This is a genomic window from Serratia silvae, assembly GCF_023282985.1.
Classification (GTDB): domain Bacteria; phylum Pseudomonadota; class Gammaproteobacteria; order Enterobacterales; family Enterobacteriaceae; genus Chania; species Chania silvae.
In genome coordinates this window covers 69,017-84,607 of record NZ_JAGQDC010000021.1, presented here as the reverse complement: position 1 = coordinate 84,607, position 15,591 = coordinate 69,017, and the positions used below count along the sequence as shown (strand labels likewise).

19 protein-coding genes are annotated in these 15,591 nt (G+C 50.2%); 18 read left to right on the top strand and 1 reads right to left on the bottom strand.

Translation table 11 applies throughout. The annotated features are described in order from the left end of the window. Positions 1-69 precede the first annotated feature (69 nt). Together KAJ71_RS20755 and KAJ71_RS20750 are read left to right on the top strand one after the other, a co-directional pair. On the top strand, positions 70-384 hold the full coding sequence (locus KAJ71_RS20755) for a hypothetical protein (RefSeq protein ID WP_248947427.1): 315 nt from the start codon (positions 70-72) through the stop codon (positions 382-384). After that, positions 374-1,894 (top strand): terminase, encoded by a 1,521-nt coding sequence (locus KAJ71_RS20750; RefSeq protein ID WP_248947426.1) that lies wholly within the window; start codon positions 374-376, stop codon positions 1,892-1,894. The genes KAJ71_RS20755 and KAJ71_RS20750 overlap by 11 nt, the downstream gene beginning before the upstream one ends. A gap of 21 nt (positions 1,895-1,915) precedes the next feature. Here KAJ71_RS20750 and KAJ71_RS20745 read toward each other — a convergent pair whose 3' ends face one another. Beyond that, positions 1,916-2,890: a hypothetical protein gene (locus KAJ71_RS20745; protein WP_248947425.1), complete on the bottom strand. Its 975-nt coding sequence runs from the start codon at positions 2,888-2,890 to the stop codon at positions 1,916-1,918. Positions 2,891-3,956: 1,066 nt separating this feature from the next. Here KAJ71_RS20745 and KAJ71_RS20740 point away from each other — a divergent pair. The 16 genes from KAJ71_RS20740 to KAJ71_RS20665 all read left to right on the top strand — a co-directional run bounded on the left by KAJ71_RS20740 (position 3,957) and on the right by KAJ71_RS20665 (position 15,570). Then, entirely contained in the window at positions 3,957-4,988 is a 1,032-nt protein-coding gene (locus tag KAJ71_RS20740; protein ID WP_248947424.1) for a tyrosine-type recombinase/integrase, read from the top strand. A 67-nt stretch (positions 4,989-5,055) separates the two neighbouring features. Beyond that, positions 5,056-5,388, top strand: a complete 333-nt coding sequence (locus tag KAJ71_RS20735; protein WP_248947423.1) for a hypothetical protein — start codon at positions 5,056-5,058, stop codon at positions 5,386-5,388. Continuing rightward, entirely contained in the window at positions 5,385-6,161 is a 777-nt protein-coding gene (locus tag KAJ71_RS20730; protein ID WP_248947422.1) for a hypothetical protein, read from the top strand. Before KAJ71_RS20735 ends, KAJ71_RS20730 begins: the two co-directional genes overlap by 4 nt. A 53-nt stretch (positions 6,162-6,214) precedes the next feature. Continuing rightward, entirely contained in the window at positions 6,215-6,430 is a 216-nt protein-coding gene (locus tag KAJ71_RS20725; protein ID WP_248947421.1) for a hypothetical protein, read from the top strand. 228 nt (positions 6,431-6,658) lie between these two features. Beyond that, the gene (locus tag KAJ71_RS20720; RefSeq protein WP_248947420.1) at positions 6,659-7,309 is read left to right on the top strand and encodes a maturation control protein; all 651 of its coding nucleotides are present in this window, start codon (positions 6,659-6,661) and stop codon (positions 7,307-7,309) included. A gap of 146 nt (positions 7,310-7,455) precedes the next feature. Beyond that, complete coding sequence (locus tag KAJ71_RS20715) at positions 7,456-7,644, top strand: hypothetical protein (protein ID WP_248947419.1); 189 nt, start codon at positions 7,456-7,458, stop codon at positions 7,642-7,644. 8 nt (positions 7,645-7,652) lie between these two features. Next, positions 7,653-8,864, top strand: a complete 1,212-nt coding sequence (locus KAJ71_RS20710) for a phage tail protein (RefSeq protein ID WP_248947418.1) — start codon at positions 7,653-7,655, stop codon at positions 8,862-8,864. A 3-nt stretch (positions 8,865-8,867) separates the two neighbouring features. Further along, positions 8,868-9,680, top strand: a complete 813-nt coding sequence (locus tag KAJ71_RS20705) for a phage tail protein (RefSeq protein ID WP_248947417.1) — start codon at positions 8,868-8,870, stop codon at positions 9,678-9,680. After that, positions 9,677-10,444 (top strand): hypothetical protein, encoded by a 768-nt coding sequence (locus KAJ71_RS20700; RefSeq protein WP_248947416.1) that lies wholly within the window; start codon positions 9,677-9,679, stop codon positions 10,442-10,444. The genes KAJ71_RS20705 and KAJ71_RS20700 overlap by 4 nt, the downstream gene beginning before the upstream one ends. 1 nt (position 10,445) lies before the next feature. Then, positions 10,446-11,429, top strand: a complete 984-nt coding sequence (locus KAJ71_RS20695) for a hypothetical protein (protein WP_248947415.1) — start codon at positions 10,446-10,448, stop codon at positions 11,427-11,429. Positions 11,430-11,484: 55 nt separating this feature from the next. Further along, the gene (locus KAJ71_RS20690; protein ID WP_248947414.1) at positions 11,485-12,057 is read left to right on the top strand and encodes a baseplate protein; all 573 of its coding nucleotides are present in this window, start codon (positions 11,485-11,487) and stop codon (positions 12,055-12,057) included. A 143-nt stretch (positions 12,058-12,200) separates the two neighbouring features. Then, positions 12,201-13,130, top strand: a complete 930-nt coding sequence (locus KAJ71_RS20685; RefSeq protein ID WP_248947413.1) for a recombination-associated protein RdgC — start codon at positions 12,201-12,203, stop codon at positions 13,128-13,130. Further along, positions 13,121-13,993: a DNA adenine methylase gene (locus KAJ71_RS20680; RefSeq protein WP_248947412.1), complete on the top strand. Its 873-nt coding sequence runs from the start codon at positions 13,121-13,123 to the stop codon at positions 13,991-13,993. The genes KAJ71_RS20685 and KAJ71_RS20680 overlap by 10 nt, the downstream gene beginning before the upstream one ends. Positions 13,994-14,014: 21 nt before the next feature. Continuing rightward, positions 14,015-14,281 carry a hypothetical protein gene (locus KAJ71_RS20675; protein WP_223665856.1) on the top strand — a complete coding sequence of 89 codons (267 nt, stop codon included), beginning with the start codon at positions 14,015-14,017 and terminating at the stop codon, positions 14,279-14,281. Between the two features lie 249 nt (positions 14,282-14,530). Beyond that, positions 14,531-14,974 carry a DNA-binding protein gene (locus tag KAJ71_RS20670; RefSeq protein WP_248947411.1) on the top strand — a complete coding sequence of 148 codons (444 nt, stop codon included), beginning with the start codon at positions 14,531-14,533 and terminating at the stop codon, positions 14,972-14,974. Positions 14,975-15,090: 116 nt separating this feature from the next. Continuing rightward, positions 15,091-15,570, top strand: a complete 480-nt coding sequence (locus KAJ71_RS20665; protein ID WP_248947410.1) for an Hcp family type VI secretion system effector — start codon at positions 15,091-15,093, stop codon at positions 15,568-15,570. Positions 15,571-15,591: the final 21 nt, after the last annotated feature.

The window sequence follows — 15,591 nt, the reverse complement described above, 5'->3', positions numbered from 1 at the left end:
CACGACTGGAGCTATACAGAGACGGCAGCATACATCGAAGCCAACGGGGGCATAGTTCCACCTCACTTAATGCAACAAGCCCGTATCGAGGCCGCCAGGCCGCCTGAAGTCGATGATGAAGAAAGTACCGTCGATCAAGATCAGTTGGATGAAGAGGCCAGGCAGCATCAAGCCATGCGGGATGGCAAAGAGGCGTTTATAGCGGAACGCCGCGCCCTGGTGGCGAAGATCGTGGATGACGGGAACTATGGGGACATCGATGCCGACGGCGATGGCCGTGAAGGTGAATTCATCGGTGCTGAATATGAGTCAGAAGAAGAGTTTGATAACGACCTGACAGAAGAGGAGCTGTATGGGCCGGAGGGCGGGGATTATGGCGCGTAGAAAGAAGATACGCTCTATAACAGCAGACCCTCGCTGGCGGGACATGGTTATTCGGTACCGGTATGATTGGGCGCGGGCATCCGTAGAGTTATTTGGCAAGATCCCGAGCTGGCAGCAAGAAGATATCATCAACGCAGCACAGGGAACGGGGAGCCGCACAACAGTGGCGTCTGGGCATGGTACAGGTAAGTCAGACATAACCTCAATCATGATCCTGTGCTTCCTCATGTTCTATCCGGAGGCCCGTGTTGTAATCGTCGCGAACAAAATTCAGCAGGTAATGACCGGCGTATTTAAGTACCTGAAACAAAACTGGAAAGAATGTGTCCGGAGAGAGCCGTGGCTCCAAAATTACTTCGTTGTTACCGACACTTCGTTTTACGAGATCACAAGTAAGGGATCTTGGACTGTGATGGCCAAAGGCTTCCGTCGCGGTAACGAAGAGGCGTTGGCCGGTGAGCACGCAAAACATCTTTTCTACATCATCGACGAAGCATCTGGCGTTAGCGATAAAGCATTCGGTGTGATCACCGGCGCACTAACTCAAGACGATAACCGGCTGTTGCTAATCTCGCAGCCTACCAGGCCAAGCGGGTACTTCTATGACTCCCACCACAAGCTTGCGCGTAACAAGGACAATCCTAACGGCGATTTCACGGCCATAACACTTAACTCGGAAGAATCGCCCTGGGTTAACGCCCAATTCATTCGCAGTAAGCTGCTTGAGTACGGCGGCCGTGATAATCCCGAGTATCAGATCAAGGTATTGGGCCTGTTCCCGAAAAATGCCAACGGCTTCTTGTTGGGCCGGGATGAGTGCGACAGGGCCGCCAGGCGAAAAGTCAGGTTACACAAGGGATGGGGTTGGATCGCGTGCTGCGACGTCGGGAACGGCCGTGACAAGTCGATATTGAGCATCTTCCGCGTGTCTGGCAGCAGGCTTACTCGCCGAGTTGTCCCGTTCAAAGTGCTGGAGATGCCTGGTGATTGCCATCCAACGAAGTTCGCACATGCCATATTTAACGAGTGCTCCCAGGAGAAGTACCCCAACATAACCATCGCGGTGGATGCCGACGGCATTGGTGATGCGACCGTTAGAGAGCTGGAATCGTTGGGCGTTCCTGTGGTTCGTATCAACTGGGGTAAGCCGATGCACTCCCGCGAAGATAAGCAACGATTTGCCAATCAGCGGGCCTTTGCCAACATCATGGCCCGCGATGCGGTTAAGTCTGGCCGGATGCGCCTGGATGCCAACCAGGCTACAGCCGAGCAGGCCAGCAAGATCCCGGTGGACATCAACGAAATGGGTCAAAACGTGATCATGAAAAAAACCGTCATGCGGCAGAAGTTGAATATCAAATCTCCAGACCGGTGGGACACGTTCTGCTTCGCTATGCTGGTGGACTATGTAGCAGCGAATGACGATACCGGGTTTGACCGTGAAAGCTTACGTGTTGATGCACTGAAGTATCTCGATGCATTTGATGATCCGGAGGAAGGAGTGGCATAACCTCCTTCCCGTTGCAACACATCAATTTTTAGCCTTTGGAATAGCTTTGCTAGTAATACGCGGAACTCGCTTCCTTTTCGCGTCAAATGCCTTTTTTTCTGCGGCGATCCTATCACTATCTGCACGTCCAGATCTTATGCGCAGGCGGAGCACTTCGCGTCGGGCCTCGTCAATTTCTCTCTTTAATTTTTCTTTTGCCTGGTTCACATCGTCGAGGAAGTAAAAAGACACGTTAGAGCTCGCTAGCGCGCAAGGCACCGGCTTAATGCTTGCATAAACATTAGACCGGACGCCTGCGGCGTTGTTTTCGACGATTGGCTCATATTTCAGTCGAGAGCCATTGATAACACAACCGTGGGCTCCCACCCGCGTGGATTCGATATCTATAAAGCCATCGAACTTCCCAACAAGAGTAGTCACATCTTCCTGTAATGCTTCGTTCTTGATCTTTACAATAACATCGGTGTAACCACTTTGCCGCCGCACGAGTATGGTGTCTTCTGGCATGGCTTCGAAGCGCTCTATATCGGCTTCATACACAGCGATCGCCGCATTTATCATAGCCAGTTCGCTTTTTGGCAACATTCCTGACTCCACTGTCCTGCGCATCCGTAGATGCTGGGTCAGCTTCTTTTGGAGTGTCAAGATCACTTTATCACGGTGCCACTTTATTGTGTTTGCCGCTGGTCTAATGATGATGCCAGCTAAGTCACCATCTGCCGCGATAATTGGTATCGGAGAATAAAACGATGGGGGCAAAGGCATAAGCTTCAGTGCGCGCCTGGACTCAGCAATTTGGTAGAAGAGCTCCCATTCCTTTTGTAGATGTCGCAGGCGATCCATCACTTCCGGATCATTGATCACTGCCACCGGCCGTTCCACGGCCTCTCCGCTGTCGTTAATGTATGCCGCATTGTCGTGTAAAATCTGAATCCACTCCCTTCGCACTTCTTTAAATGCTTTAAATGCGGTATCGAAAATGATGGAAGTATTCATTATGTAATTCATTCCCATACGTTAATAAGCGCTGCACAGTCCTTCCTATAACCCCGGAAGTCTAATTACCAATTAGTTTATTAGACCAACTTTATTTTAATACGTTTCAACACGAATTGAGAATGTTTTTTGCTGGTTAGATGAAATATGAGGGATTTATGAGACTAAACCTACATAGCCTCCACAAATGGAGGGTTTTTTTTATACTTTAGTACAGGGGGGGGGCCAGTCTATCGTACAGGTGGTTTCGCAGGAGCTAATCTGTCAATGCCCCCAGAAAGGGGCTTTGGGAACAGGACAAGCCGCTAAGCCATTAAGTTAGCAATGTTAACTATTGGCTTACGAAGCATTTATTTGGCTCAGGATCTTTATTCTCCTGTGTGCTTCCGGCATGCAGTCACATGGAAATTCTACGCTTAATACACACATCATTTCAGTGATAAAAGAAGATGTCCCTATAGTGATGAAATTTTCATTTGCCGATTTCAGTATTTGATCGTGATCAGGAGAGGTTAAAGAACTCACGAAATTCCCTTTAAAAGAATAGTCTGTTTTCATTCCATATCATACGTATTTTATATGGTTTTGGATCGGTGTCCATTACAAATTATATCAATGGATGACCGTTTTTTTGAGTGGGTGTAAACGAATCTCTTGCGTTTGCGTCCTGTTCCGCGAGTTTTGTCAAAAAACAGCATTATATCTACAGGGCGGCTTCTGAGCTTAATCATAGGCGTTCTTTACTTCCAATCAATGACTTTATATAATGGGAGTTATATAAAGTTATGCGGTTTGAAGGGGGAAGGGTATGGCCGTTCAATGGGCGTTTATCGCCCTGCATCAGCTTTTCTCCTGGCAGCTCGTCGACGGTAAAAATCAAACCTGCCTACGTCCGAATCACTAATAGGGGTTTAGACTCGCACGGGCCTCTTAGCTACTACCAAGAAAAATCCTATAAAAAGTAGCATTCGGAATCAGTATCGCTACAGAAAATCTGCAAGGTAATCCCCTTGCGAGTGACGTATTTTTCACGTAGCGCCACCAGCGTTAAAACGAAGGAAAGAACATGGAAAACCTCAACGGCCTGAATTCACTTATCGCCCTCGACGCACAGGACGATATATCCGCACGGCTGCGCGAGCTCGTTCGTGATAAAGGGGCTTTCGCTGCCAACACCTGGGAGCAGTTAATCAGCGTTATGCGAATAGTTGCAGCGTGGGCGAAAAAAGAAGGTCGAATTTTTTTCCCAATGAAAAGTACCGACCTCCGTGACTATATTTCCCACATGGAAGAAAAAGGTATGGCCGTCAGCACAATCCAGGTGCATACATCAATGATTGCTATGTTACATCGTGAGGCGCAAGTAGTATCGCCAACCTCTTCATCTACGGTCAGGCGAGCCATGAGGCTGACCCGCCGCTCCGCGCTTGTTGCCGGTGAACGCACTGGCCAGGCTGTACCGTTCCGGCGGGATGATCTGTTTAGCCTCGATGTACTCTGGGTTGCTTCAGATCGTGTGGCCATCATCCGCAACTTGGCTTTTCTCCATGTCGCATACAGCACTTTGCTACGTATGAGCGAGATCTCCCGCATCCGGGTTCGCGACATCGGTAGAGCTCCCGATGGTCGAATCATCCTTAATGTGGGCTATACCAAGACAGTTCTCAAAGCTGGGGGCGTAACCAAATCACTCAGTTTTCAGTCGAGTGAACGACTCACCAGCTGGATAAACATGGCCGGGTTGGCCGACCACCCCGACGCTTTTCTCTTCTGTGGCACCCACCGAACCAACAAGGCGATCATCAATACGACCAAACCTCTTACCGCCCCATCGATGGAAAAGATCTTTTCTGACGCATGGGCAGCACTGGAGAAAAACGACGTCAAGGCCAACAAAGACCGGTATACATGTTGGACTGGCCACAGCGCCCGTGTTGGAGCTGCACAAGACATGGCGGCCGCCGGTTACAGCGTGGCCCAAATCATGCAGGAAGGTACATGGACAAAGCCTGAAACCGTCATGGGGTACATCCGTCATATTGAGGCCCAAAAAGGGGCTATGTTGGACTTCATGGAGCATGGCAAGAAGACCAACTAACAAAAATAGCGTTAAACTAATTATAAATTAGATATACAATGACAACGTTGTTTTATCGGGGGGTCTTGTGTCTAAAATTCATGCATCCAAGGTCTTCATTTTGGACAACCGGCGAGTTACCCTGGCCGCCGGTTTTAAGCATAAAACCCCCGTTGTTGTACTGGGCCTAGAGCTGCCAGATCACCCCGCGTTACGAGATATATCGATAGACTACACAATGCTCAGCCTCGATCGTGCCATCACCTTTGTTGACCAGGCAACAGCTGAAACAGCCCGGCGAGGCATGCAGGATTGTGAGGCTAAATTCGCAGGGGTGCTTGCTCATCTCGCTACGGCGTTCGCTGGCTCAAACCACCCTAAAATTCCTTCCCGCTCTAAATTATTCAAGGATCACGAATGAAATACCGCTTAACAGATGACCTAAGCTTGACCACTACTGATCGCAATCTCGATATCGTTGAGGCTTCCAATGCGCTTGCACTAATTGCAGGCCTTAAACATGACCCGGTTGCCAGCCTGGGGCCAGCTAACGTGTTTGTTGCAGAAAACGGTTCTCGCACCTGGATCCGTAAACACCCAACAGAGGGCAGCGCTCCAGATTTCTCCGCGTATGAAACCATGCCCGAATTACGGCCGTTCGAGAATCTAGCGTTTGGCCAAAGCCTCGTCCGTTCGATGGGCTTAGTTGTTTCCCCTGTCGTTTTCAAAAATGGAGATCTAATCGGCCAGTGGTGCGTAGAGCTGAATACAGGTTACGGTGCCAACGACATGGCCAAAACAGGCCTGAAATTTGGCGCTACAGAGCCGGTTTCTGAGGTTTCGGGCGTATTAAGCCATGCCATCTGTTTTGCCGCGCTGCGCATCGCAGGTATCGGCCGCAAGGCATACGTGTTGCAGCCCGCCGTCGAAGGCGAAAATCTGACACTCCAGTTCATGAGCGACACGACTTATCAGTGGATGCTTGAAAATACGGATATGGGGAAGGACGTTTTTCATGTTCCGGCACTGGATGAATACGCGTTTACTGGCATTTCAGCTGAAGAAGCCGCAGCTAAAATTGAGGCCATCATGTCGGTCGAGAAAGCCCCCGAAGATGATGATGAGCCAGACCAGACCGAATTGTCCATAGCCACAGGCACTGCTAACGCTGAAGAACCTCCCAAGGTGGGGTGATTGCTGAATGTCTAATGTCATCTATAAACTAATTGTTTAATTATTTACATGGAATGAACTATGAATTTTGGGAAATTTACCGCGAAGGCTGGAATGGCAAAGCTCAGATGGTGTTTAGAGCTGGTGGCCATGCGATCAGTAAGGATTGTTCTGCTTCTGGCTACGCAAAAGCCGGGATCGTTGGCGAATCCATTATTCAGCCACACCTTGTTTTGAAGAACGCACAAGGCCTGATACAACCTGGCTGGGGTTTGTCCTTGAATGTCTAATTTTTTATTTACTTTTGCGCACCAGGCGGATAGTATCGATTTCGTATCTCATGTATGCCATCTCTTTGTTAGTTAGGTACCAAGCAGTCCTTGTAGCTTGAGGCGGTTCGGTTTTGGGGTTTTGCTTTTCGACACGAAACCACATTTTCAGCACGACAGCCGGATCCCCATGCAGCAGAAACCAACCGCCTTCGGGCGGTTTTTTTCTTTCTGTATGAGGTGAATTTTATGTCAGCCGCTTTACCCATCTGCGTCGCAACATTGACCGGCCCCAACGCTGTAATGCTTCGCGCCCTTTATAAAGATAACGTCCTGGTCATGGACGAACCGACTAAGTACGCTCCCACACTGACAGGCATCAACGACAATCTCGTTCCTTCGCTCCGCAAGTTCGCCAGCAGAGGCATGCTGACGATCGTCGATGAAGTCTCTGGTGACGTATCAAAAGCCACGGGAGCTAACCGTGTCCGACTTAGTGATAAACACCACACTGGCTCGCCAGTAATTTCCGTCGCTCTGGAACGCTATAACGAACTAAAACGCACTAAAGCCATAATCCTACCCACGACAGGCGGCCGCTTCGAAATCCCCCCATCGATCGTCGACGTCTCGTTTAACTCAAGTGGCGAAGCCGTCTACAACATAGCCTGGGCAGAAATCAAAGCGGAACACATTCTGACAATATTGTGTTGTTACGCCACGTTCTACCAGCCGGTGGGCAGCACTGGCTACATCAAAAAAATGATGAGTGCCCTACATCCCCAAAAAGCTGAAGTAAATACCGGGCCAGAATGGATTACCGAGGCAGTAATCAAAAAAGACATCCGGCCGGTGACACTGGCAGGAACACGACATGACGAGGACACAATCATCTTATGACCACTTACAACCGACTGGACGATCGCTGCATCGAAGACCCCATCATCCGGGCATACCTACACAATGAGGTGATCCGGAAATCCAATAGCCAGGATGTAGACCTATACCGTTACGATATAAAACCCGATGAGGAATACCGCCCTGACTTGGTAGCACATCGAATCTGGGGCATTTGCGAGCTGCGCTGGTGCGTTCGGCTGCTCGCCGGTACCGTGGCGGAGTACGAGCCGCTGCCGATTGGCCAAACCCTCTCTGCTCCTTCGATCGCATGGCTGCGTGAAAGGATCCGCCACTACGTTGATACCGGTGAATTACCGGCCATCCAGGCGCTGTAGGGGGGCTGGTGGACGGTTTCAGAAAGGATGATAACGGCCGGTACATCTCAGATGGTTTATCGCCTAAACAATTTGCACGCCTCTTCGACCAGATCCAGAAGGAGCGTGCGCATTCGCGTCGGCGGATGAACGGCAGCAGGCACCTCACGCCTTCCCTACTCAGAAATAAGCATTTAGACGACATTATTGGGCTCGGCAAAAAGAAAGACGGCACTTTCTTCACGATAGAAGACCTTAAACAGTTCGAAGCCAACCGGGGCCAGGCACGGAAGAAGTTCACAAATACCCAGCCAGGTATCACGTATGCCCAGCTCGTGGCCCACTCTCAAGCGATCGACGTCAAACGGGCAAACAACAACGTAGACGACGGTTCGGGCATTTCAAATGCCAGCTTTATCGGCTTACAACACAACGTGGCCCTGATCCGTGTAGCCGCGTCTAATCGTTCAATCGACAGCAGCCACTTGGTGCAACTCCGATTCGAAGAGTGGGATGAAGCCCTGGAGAATGTTACCAATGATCGTGCCGCACTAATGCGCCTGGTCAGAAAGCTGGTGGCCGGACGTGCTTCGATCAACTGCGACTGCGGCCGTTATATGTACTGGTACCGCTATATCGCCACAGCTGGCAATTTCACCATCTCCCCGCCCAAGGAATACGTCTTCCCCAAGATCAAGAACCCTAACCTGCGGGGTGTGGCGTGCAAACACATCATCCACGCATTCACCCGCATGCAGGGAGCTGGCTGGCAAACTCGGATCATTGAATCCCTCATCAAGGCCTCAAAGGGCCATCACTACGGCGACGATCGGAAGAAGACAACCGAATACTTCAGCGAGAGCGAAATTAAGCAGCTCAATCGCAACAGGAAAGGAAAGACCAACCATGCCGCGATAAAGGCCGAGTATCAGCGGTACCAGAAGCGTATCGATGCGCTACAGAGCAAGCTGACTGACAAAGATAAAACCAAGATCGATAACGCTCGGAAGAAGCTGGCCAGGGCGCGCCAGGTGACGGCGCAGGAGCGCGAACGCCGGAAAGCAGCTGAAGCTAAAGCCAAGCAGCACGCCAGCGACGTCGAAGCCTACAAGCGGCAGTTGTCAGACTTATTGAAGATGCAGAAACAGCTATTCATCGACGCCCAGGTAATGGCCGGTAAAACACCAGAAGAGGCGGCCAAGGCCTTCGAACTGCACATTAAAAGCACATTAGGGAAATAAAACATGAGCCGTTACAGCCAATTTTTCGAGCCGGAAAACGAGGAAGAGCTGCCGGAAAATATGCCTATCGAGATCAGGCCAGCACCGGAAGCGCCCACCAGCACGCCTGAGGTTGAACCTCCAGCCTTTACCAACGTTGATGATGTAAATATCAGCGATAGCGACAACGACGGCACAGAACCGCACGGGGAGCCGGATTCACCGGCTACCGCAACAATCCCTCACAGTATTGCATCACGGCCAGCACCGGCGCTAAAGAGCCGATATTCAGGGCACGCGCCTTTTAACGACATGGTGCGCAGAGATTGGCAGCGGGCCATTGCCGCTGACCCTGACGCTTTTGACGCCCTGCTCTACATCCCCAGCGATGCCGAACCCGTTGATTTAGACGACGATGGCCAGCCGGTTGAGCCGAGCTTCACAGAGATCGGTAATAACCAGAAAACGCTAACTTACGGTGACCCTGCGCCGGTGGCCATACTGGATTGCCCGGATGAACGTGCAGGCCTCAATGCGATGGATAACGACGGTGACCAGGATGGTGGCGTTGATGACGTCCTGTTGCTACGGATTTCCCCCCCTCTTGAGGCGATCGAAACGGGAGAAGACGACGACGGTAACCCACATCCGGCGGCCCGCGCCTTTGTGCCTGTTGGCTCTATTTTGGAATGGAACGAATCGTTATCAGAGGGTAACACGGTGCGCAGCTGGTGGTATGTCCACCGCATATTTACGTACGGTACCGCGTCAGTCGGATCGGTTTACTACTGTATCCCGGCGCGCAACTTTGAAGGATCTCCGGAGGCTACACAATGATGGAAAAACTACTATCCCGCTTCAACGAATTGAATTTAGAACCAACCGGCGAATTTGAGGTTTCTGGCTTCCAAGCCGTTGACGGTGCCATTGCAGCCTACATCAGCCGCATGTTTGACAATGCCAGGGTCAATACCAAATCCATAGAAAACGCCTCCTACGTACGATTTATCGGAGGCCCTGCGGCAAATCGAGTTGTCTTGGGGAAGTTTGACGATATAGTCGATTTTTTAAAATCCCTGCGGCGTTCCGATGCCAGGAAGGCCAAAACTGAAAGGCCAAAGAACCCCCAGGTACTGCCTGTGATCAACGTTTCACGCTCTTTCGATACCGCCTTCATGGGCCTAGAGCACAAACGTGATACCCCTGCCCCCCTACTGCTGGAAGTGGTCAGCGATGGGGATGACAAACCCTATGCCACGATCGGCACCACAAATGCTTCACTGACGTACTCGATCACAATACTGGCCGCAGAGAAAGAAACGCTCTCTCTGTTGATTAACACAATCGGCGTTAGCTTCAGATTTGCGGGGCACCGCTCACTATCAGCTCCGATTACGTTAGCTCTGGTTGAAACCGCGTTAGACGCAACATTTACGGATAGCCGCGACATTGCATTCACTGATATCTCGGCTCCGATCGGTGAAGAGCGTATTTTCGCAGCGCAAGCAGTCCTCACGGTATCCGCCGACGTTAAGATGGCCATGGCCGTTAACCCGAGAAAGATCCGCCATGAAGTCCTGACAGCAGTGAAAGAGAATTGATATGGCCGCACAACTGAACCAGTTTTTCCTACAGTCTGTTGTGATCGATGGTGAGGAGATCCCCAGGGAAATGGTCACGACCTCCACTTATTCCTCACACATGAACATGCGCGCGCCGGTGCTGGAGCTGCATGTCCGTGACGTCAACAATCAGCTGATGAACGAGAGGAAAATGAGGGAAGGCTCTTCCCTGGTGACCATCATGGGGGATAGTGAAAACGGGGCTGACTGGAAAGAGGATATGGTGATCGTGTCCTGCCCCTACGGCAATGATACGGTGCGTATTGTGGCCATACCTAAGGCTCTACATAAACTCCACCAGCGGGCCGTTACCCCTCGGTTTTTTGTCGACCAGAACCCCAAAGATATGCTTAGTACACTTGCCGGGGATAGTCTTCAACTGGCAGCCGACCCTTTCAACCAGATCACAACTTATCACCTCGACCCACGAGCAAAGCCGTCAGAGCTCATTGAGACAATAGCCCGCGATCATGGTGCGCGGGCCTGGATTTCCCGTGGCAAACTGAACGTCAGAACACTCTCCGCACTGGAGAGACAAAAACCCGTTGCTAAATACGAAACCAACAACCCGTCGGCTGAGAACCTATTCACAAAAACTCGGCACTTCACCCTCGATGAGGGCTATCTCGACAAGGTTCGTTACCGATTCTCCGCATACCATGAAACCGATGGGTACATTTCTATCGGCAAGAAAGAATATCCGATCAAGATGATTTCCAATGCCAATCGGGAGGTATTGCTGAACCAGTCATTAACCATGATCCCCAAGCTTGATGTTGAATGTGAGGGCAACTCCAGCCTCTCAGTTGGCGAAACCCTCACGGTGTTAATTCAGCGCTATGACACAGAAAGCGCGCTCGATGAGTCGGTGGAAACCAGCATGACCATAATGGGGGTAACACATTACGAAGATCGGCGCTCATACGTATGCCGGATGATATTGGGGGTAGTGAAAAGTGCCTAACAAGATCATTGGTAAACGGCGGGCAGTAATCGTCAACACAGCCCACGAAAGCGGCATGATGAAGGCACAAATACGGCTCATGCACGAGTGGGACGATATGCCTGATCGTGCTCTTCCCTGGGCAGAGTACCTGCTACCGATCGGGGCCGGTTTTATTCCGACGATCGCGGGCGATATGGTGTGGGTGGAATTCCCGTATGACGGAGACTCCCGTCGGCCGATGATTGTCGGCGCAGCACAAGACTGGGCTGGTGGAATCCCTAACGTACCGCCGGAAGCATCTGGCCAGGCTGGCCAATTCATCCCGCCCGATGTTCCTGATGCTCCACCAGCACCGCAGTTGAACCCTACAAAAGATGCCGTACTCAACCGCAACGGTCTACTTGAAGTGCGATCTGAAGGAGGTGGTTTTGCGATCACCCGCACCTCGGACGGGACGACGATTGGGATGAATGAATCAGGGCAAGCGTACATGATAAGCAAAGCCGATTTGTTCCTGAATGCCGGTGGTAAAGTGACGATAGTCGCCGGAAACCAGCTGGACATTAAAGCTGGTGGGAACATGAGTTTTTCCACATCTGGGACGATCAGTTTTAAAGGGGGACAAATCGCCTTTATCAAAGGCTAGGCACTCCAGCGCACCTGTGAACCTGGTGCGCTGGCCATTCCCTTAACCATCTGTACAAATGAACAAAAACTGGTATTGCCTTTCATTAGTCACGATAATCTAATTATGGATTAGATAATCGATGACAAAATAAGGACACACCCTTGTTTACCCTGTTCAAAAATGCGGCGGTGTATTTATATCGCGAAGGCACAATGGTGCCGGAAGACCTTAATGAGCAGCTGCAAGCATTGGCATTCACAGCGTGCGGCCCTCATGACATGAGCCGCAATGGATGGAAAGCCCTAGATGGTGAAGGACAGTACACGCTAAAAATTAATAATCACATCCTGCTTTGCATGCAAACTGAGAAGAAAATCATTCCCCCCGGCCATCTAAAAAAAGAGATAAATAGCCGGGTTAAAGTGATTGAAGAGGAGCAACACCGCAGGCTGAAGTACACAGAGCGCGCAACAATCAAAGAGGACATTCTGCAATCTTTGCTACCTCGTGCGTTTCCACGCAGGACAGAAACACAGATCTGGATAGACCAGGACAACAAACGGGTTATCATCGATACCGCCAGCACAAAGACCGCAGAGAACGCGCTCGCGTTGTTACGCAAAACCCTTGGCTCCTTGCCAGTTGTCCCGCTTACCCCCGAGAACCCTGTCGAGCTGGTCATGACGGAATGGGTGAAAGCGGGTGAAGCCCCTGTTCCACTCCACATGCCCGAAGAATGTGATGCCAAAATGGTAGATATTCTCTCCGACGGCGGCACGGCGTCATTCCGCAATGAGCCTTTGGGCAGCGAGATAATCATGTCCACTATGTCCAGTGGCAAGCTGGTAACGAACTTGAACTTGTACCACGCGACTAAGTTTCACGTTAACTTTACGATGACCGATAGTTGCATATTCAAACGCCTGAAGTTCTCCGATCTGTTCCTGGAAACCAACGACGAAATGCAGGACGAGGACGATGCTGGATCCGACGTTCGCAAGCGAGCCGATTTCCTCCTAATGGCGCAGACCGTCTCTGAAGTAATCAGCGACTCCCTTGCAGCATTTGGGGGTGAAGCAAAATGGAGATAAGCCTTGCCCTCGGTATCGACGTCAATAAGCGAGCTCAACTTCGGGAGAAGCCTACACGTTCTATGTTCAAGTGGGCCGGTGGTAAAGCCTCAATCCTTCAGACCATTGCCCAGCACCTGCCCGCAGGCAAACGCCTGATTGAGCCGTTTGTCGGCGGTGGCTCGGTATTCATGAATTTTGACTATCCAGCGTACCTATGCGGCGATATCAACAATGATCTGATAACTACCTACCGAGTGATCCAATCGTCGCCTGACGAGCTGATAGAGGCTCTTATTGATCTATTCGCCACAAAGAACACGGCTGATGGGTACCAGGCAGCCCGTCAGCGCTTCAACACGGGAAAAGACGACCTGGTGCTGGTGGAGCGTGCAGCTCACTTCATGTTTATCAACCGGCACGGTTACAACGGGTTAATCCGCTACAACCTTTCCGGGGGCATAAACACAAGTTACGGAAAATATAAAGCTCCCTATCTGCCAGCTAAGGAAATAAAAGCGTGTCACGCAGTAGCTGCTCGGTGTGAGTTTACCCATCAAAGCTTCCAGTCCTCGATCGACTGCGCTGGCCCCGGTGATGTAATTTTCTGCGATCCGCCGTATGAACCACTGGAGGGAAAAAAAGGCTTCACGACTTATGCCCCTGGTGGATTTAGTTTTGAGGATCAGCAGACCTTGATGTATCACCTGGCGGCCGCCCACTTACGAGGCGCTGCAATAGTTATCACAAACAGCCAGGCACCGAACATCGTTGATCTGTATGCCAAACACAGAATGACCATCCACGACCTAGAAGCCCCCCGCTCACTTAGCTGCAAAGGCGATACGCGGCAGAACGTTAGTGATTTGATAGCAACGTTATGACAATTTAGAAGGAAGGTACCCATGGAGAAAAAGAACGGTTTGGATGTCCTCGGGGAGCTGACTGGTATTTCCGGTGAGGACATGCGCAGTATAGCCACCAGCGTTAAGGCCAACTTCGATAAGCTTAACGCATGCCCCTACCATGAGTTTAAAGAAGACAACACAAGCAATCCTGCACATCGAAAACAGTACCGCTGCATTCACTGCGATGGCACCATCGATCAATCGCGGTATACCTGGCATGAAAAGGGCCGTAGGGCCAAACCTGGCTACTACCCACGGTCATGACATTCGCCAGTCTACCAAACACCATTTTGGTTAAGAAACATACTTAGCGTACGTTTTCGTACGATTGGGCTTCAGACCCCACCAAGCCCACCCCCGTGGGCTTGCGTCATCATTGTGAAACACTAGTTAGTAATTCATAATTCATAATTCATAATTATGAGTTAATAATCAGAGTTCCGTCATTGCAAATCGTCTAAGGATCCTGCAATTATACGGCCATTATGCCTACGGCCCTGCGCAGGAGAGACAATGCCTAATCGTATCCCGCTTGATCCCGTACTCCCCAAAGAATTCGATAACACGCCAAACGACGCACGTAGCAAAGCGCAATTAGATGCTTGGTGGGATCACCCCTACGGAGTGACACATACCTCCGGGCAAATCCACGTTCGCTGCCTGAATGGTGGTGCCTGGGATAGATCGTCAGTGCTCGGCATTGCTGACAGCTATGAAGATGCCTGCGCCCTGGCTGAAGCCGCCCAAGCTAAATGGGTTAGCCGAAGAGAGGAGCCCGTATTCAAAGTGATCGGGGATGGTACGTTTGCGCTTGTACGACCAGCACAAAGGCCTGACGCGGATGAAATCACAATTGAAACGTTCACATCACTGGAGGAAGCGCAAAAATACATGAATAGGCAGCCAGATAAAATAGATATTTTATATATATCGACCTTAATAACATCATTAATGTAAATGCATTCCTTGTTTACGTTTTGGCCTGGCACTTGGTTATGTACAGATGGTTTTTTTTGTGACTATAATCACGATGATCGTTATAAATACCAAGAATTTTGAAAAGGATTTTACATATGGCCAATTCGATTTATGTAGGTGTTACAGGTGAAAGGCAAGGGTTGATTTCTGGCGGGTGTTCAACGTTTGCATCAATAGGAAATAAGTATCAAAATGGACATGAAGACCAAATATTAGCACTTGCTTTCGAGCATGCTATATCAAGAGAGCAAAACGTTAATCACGGGCCTATTTCATTTGTTAAGCCAATAGATAAATCCTCTCCTCTTTGGGGTGTTGCTATATCAAATAATGAGTGTCTTGATGTGAAGTTCTATTTCTATAGAACATCGGCGTCAGGTACTCAAGAATTATACTACTCCGTGAAATTAACTAAAGCTTATATCAGCCGAATTAATACTATCTACCCGCATGCCATTGACCATGAGAAAAACCAACCTGAAGAAATGATTACTTTAAAATACCAAAGTATCACATGGGAGCACCACATTGCTGGTACTTCTGGTTATAGCATTTGGGATGAAAGAGTTATGTAACCCAAAGCCGCCCTGCTTATT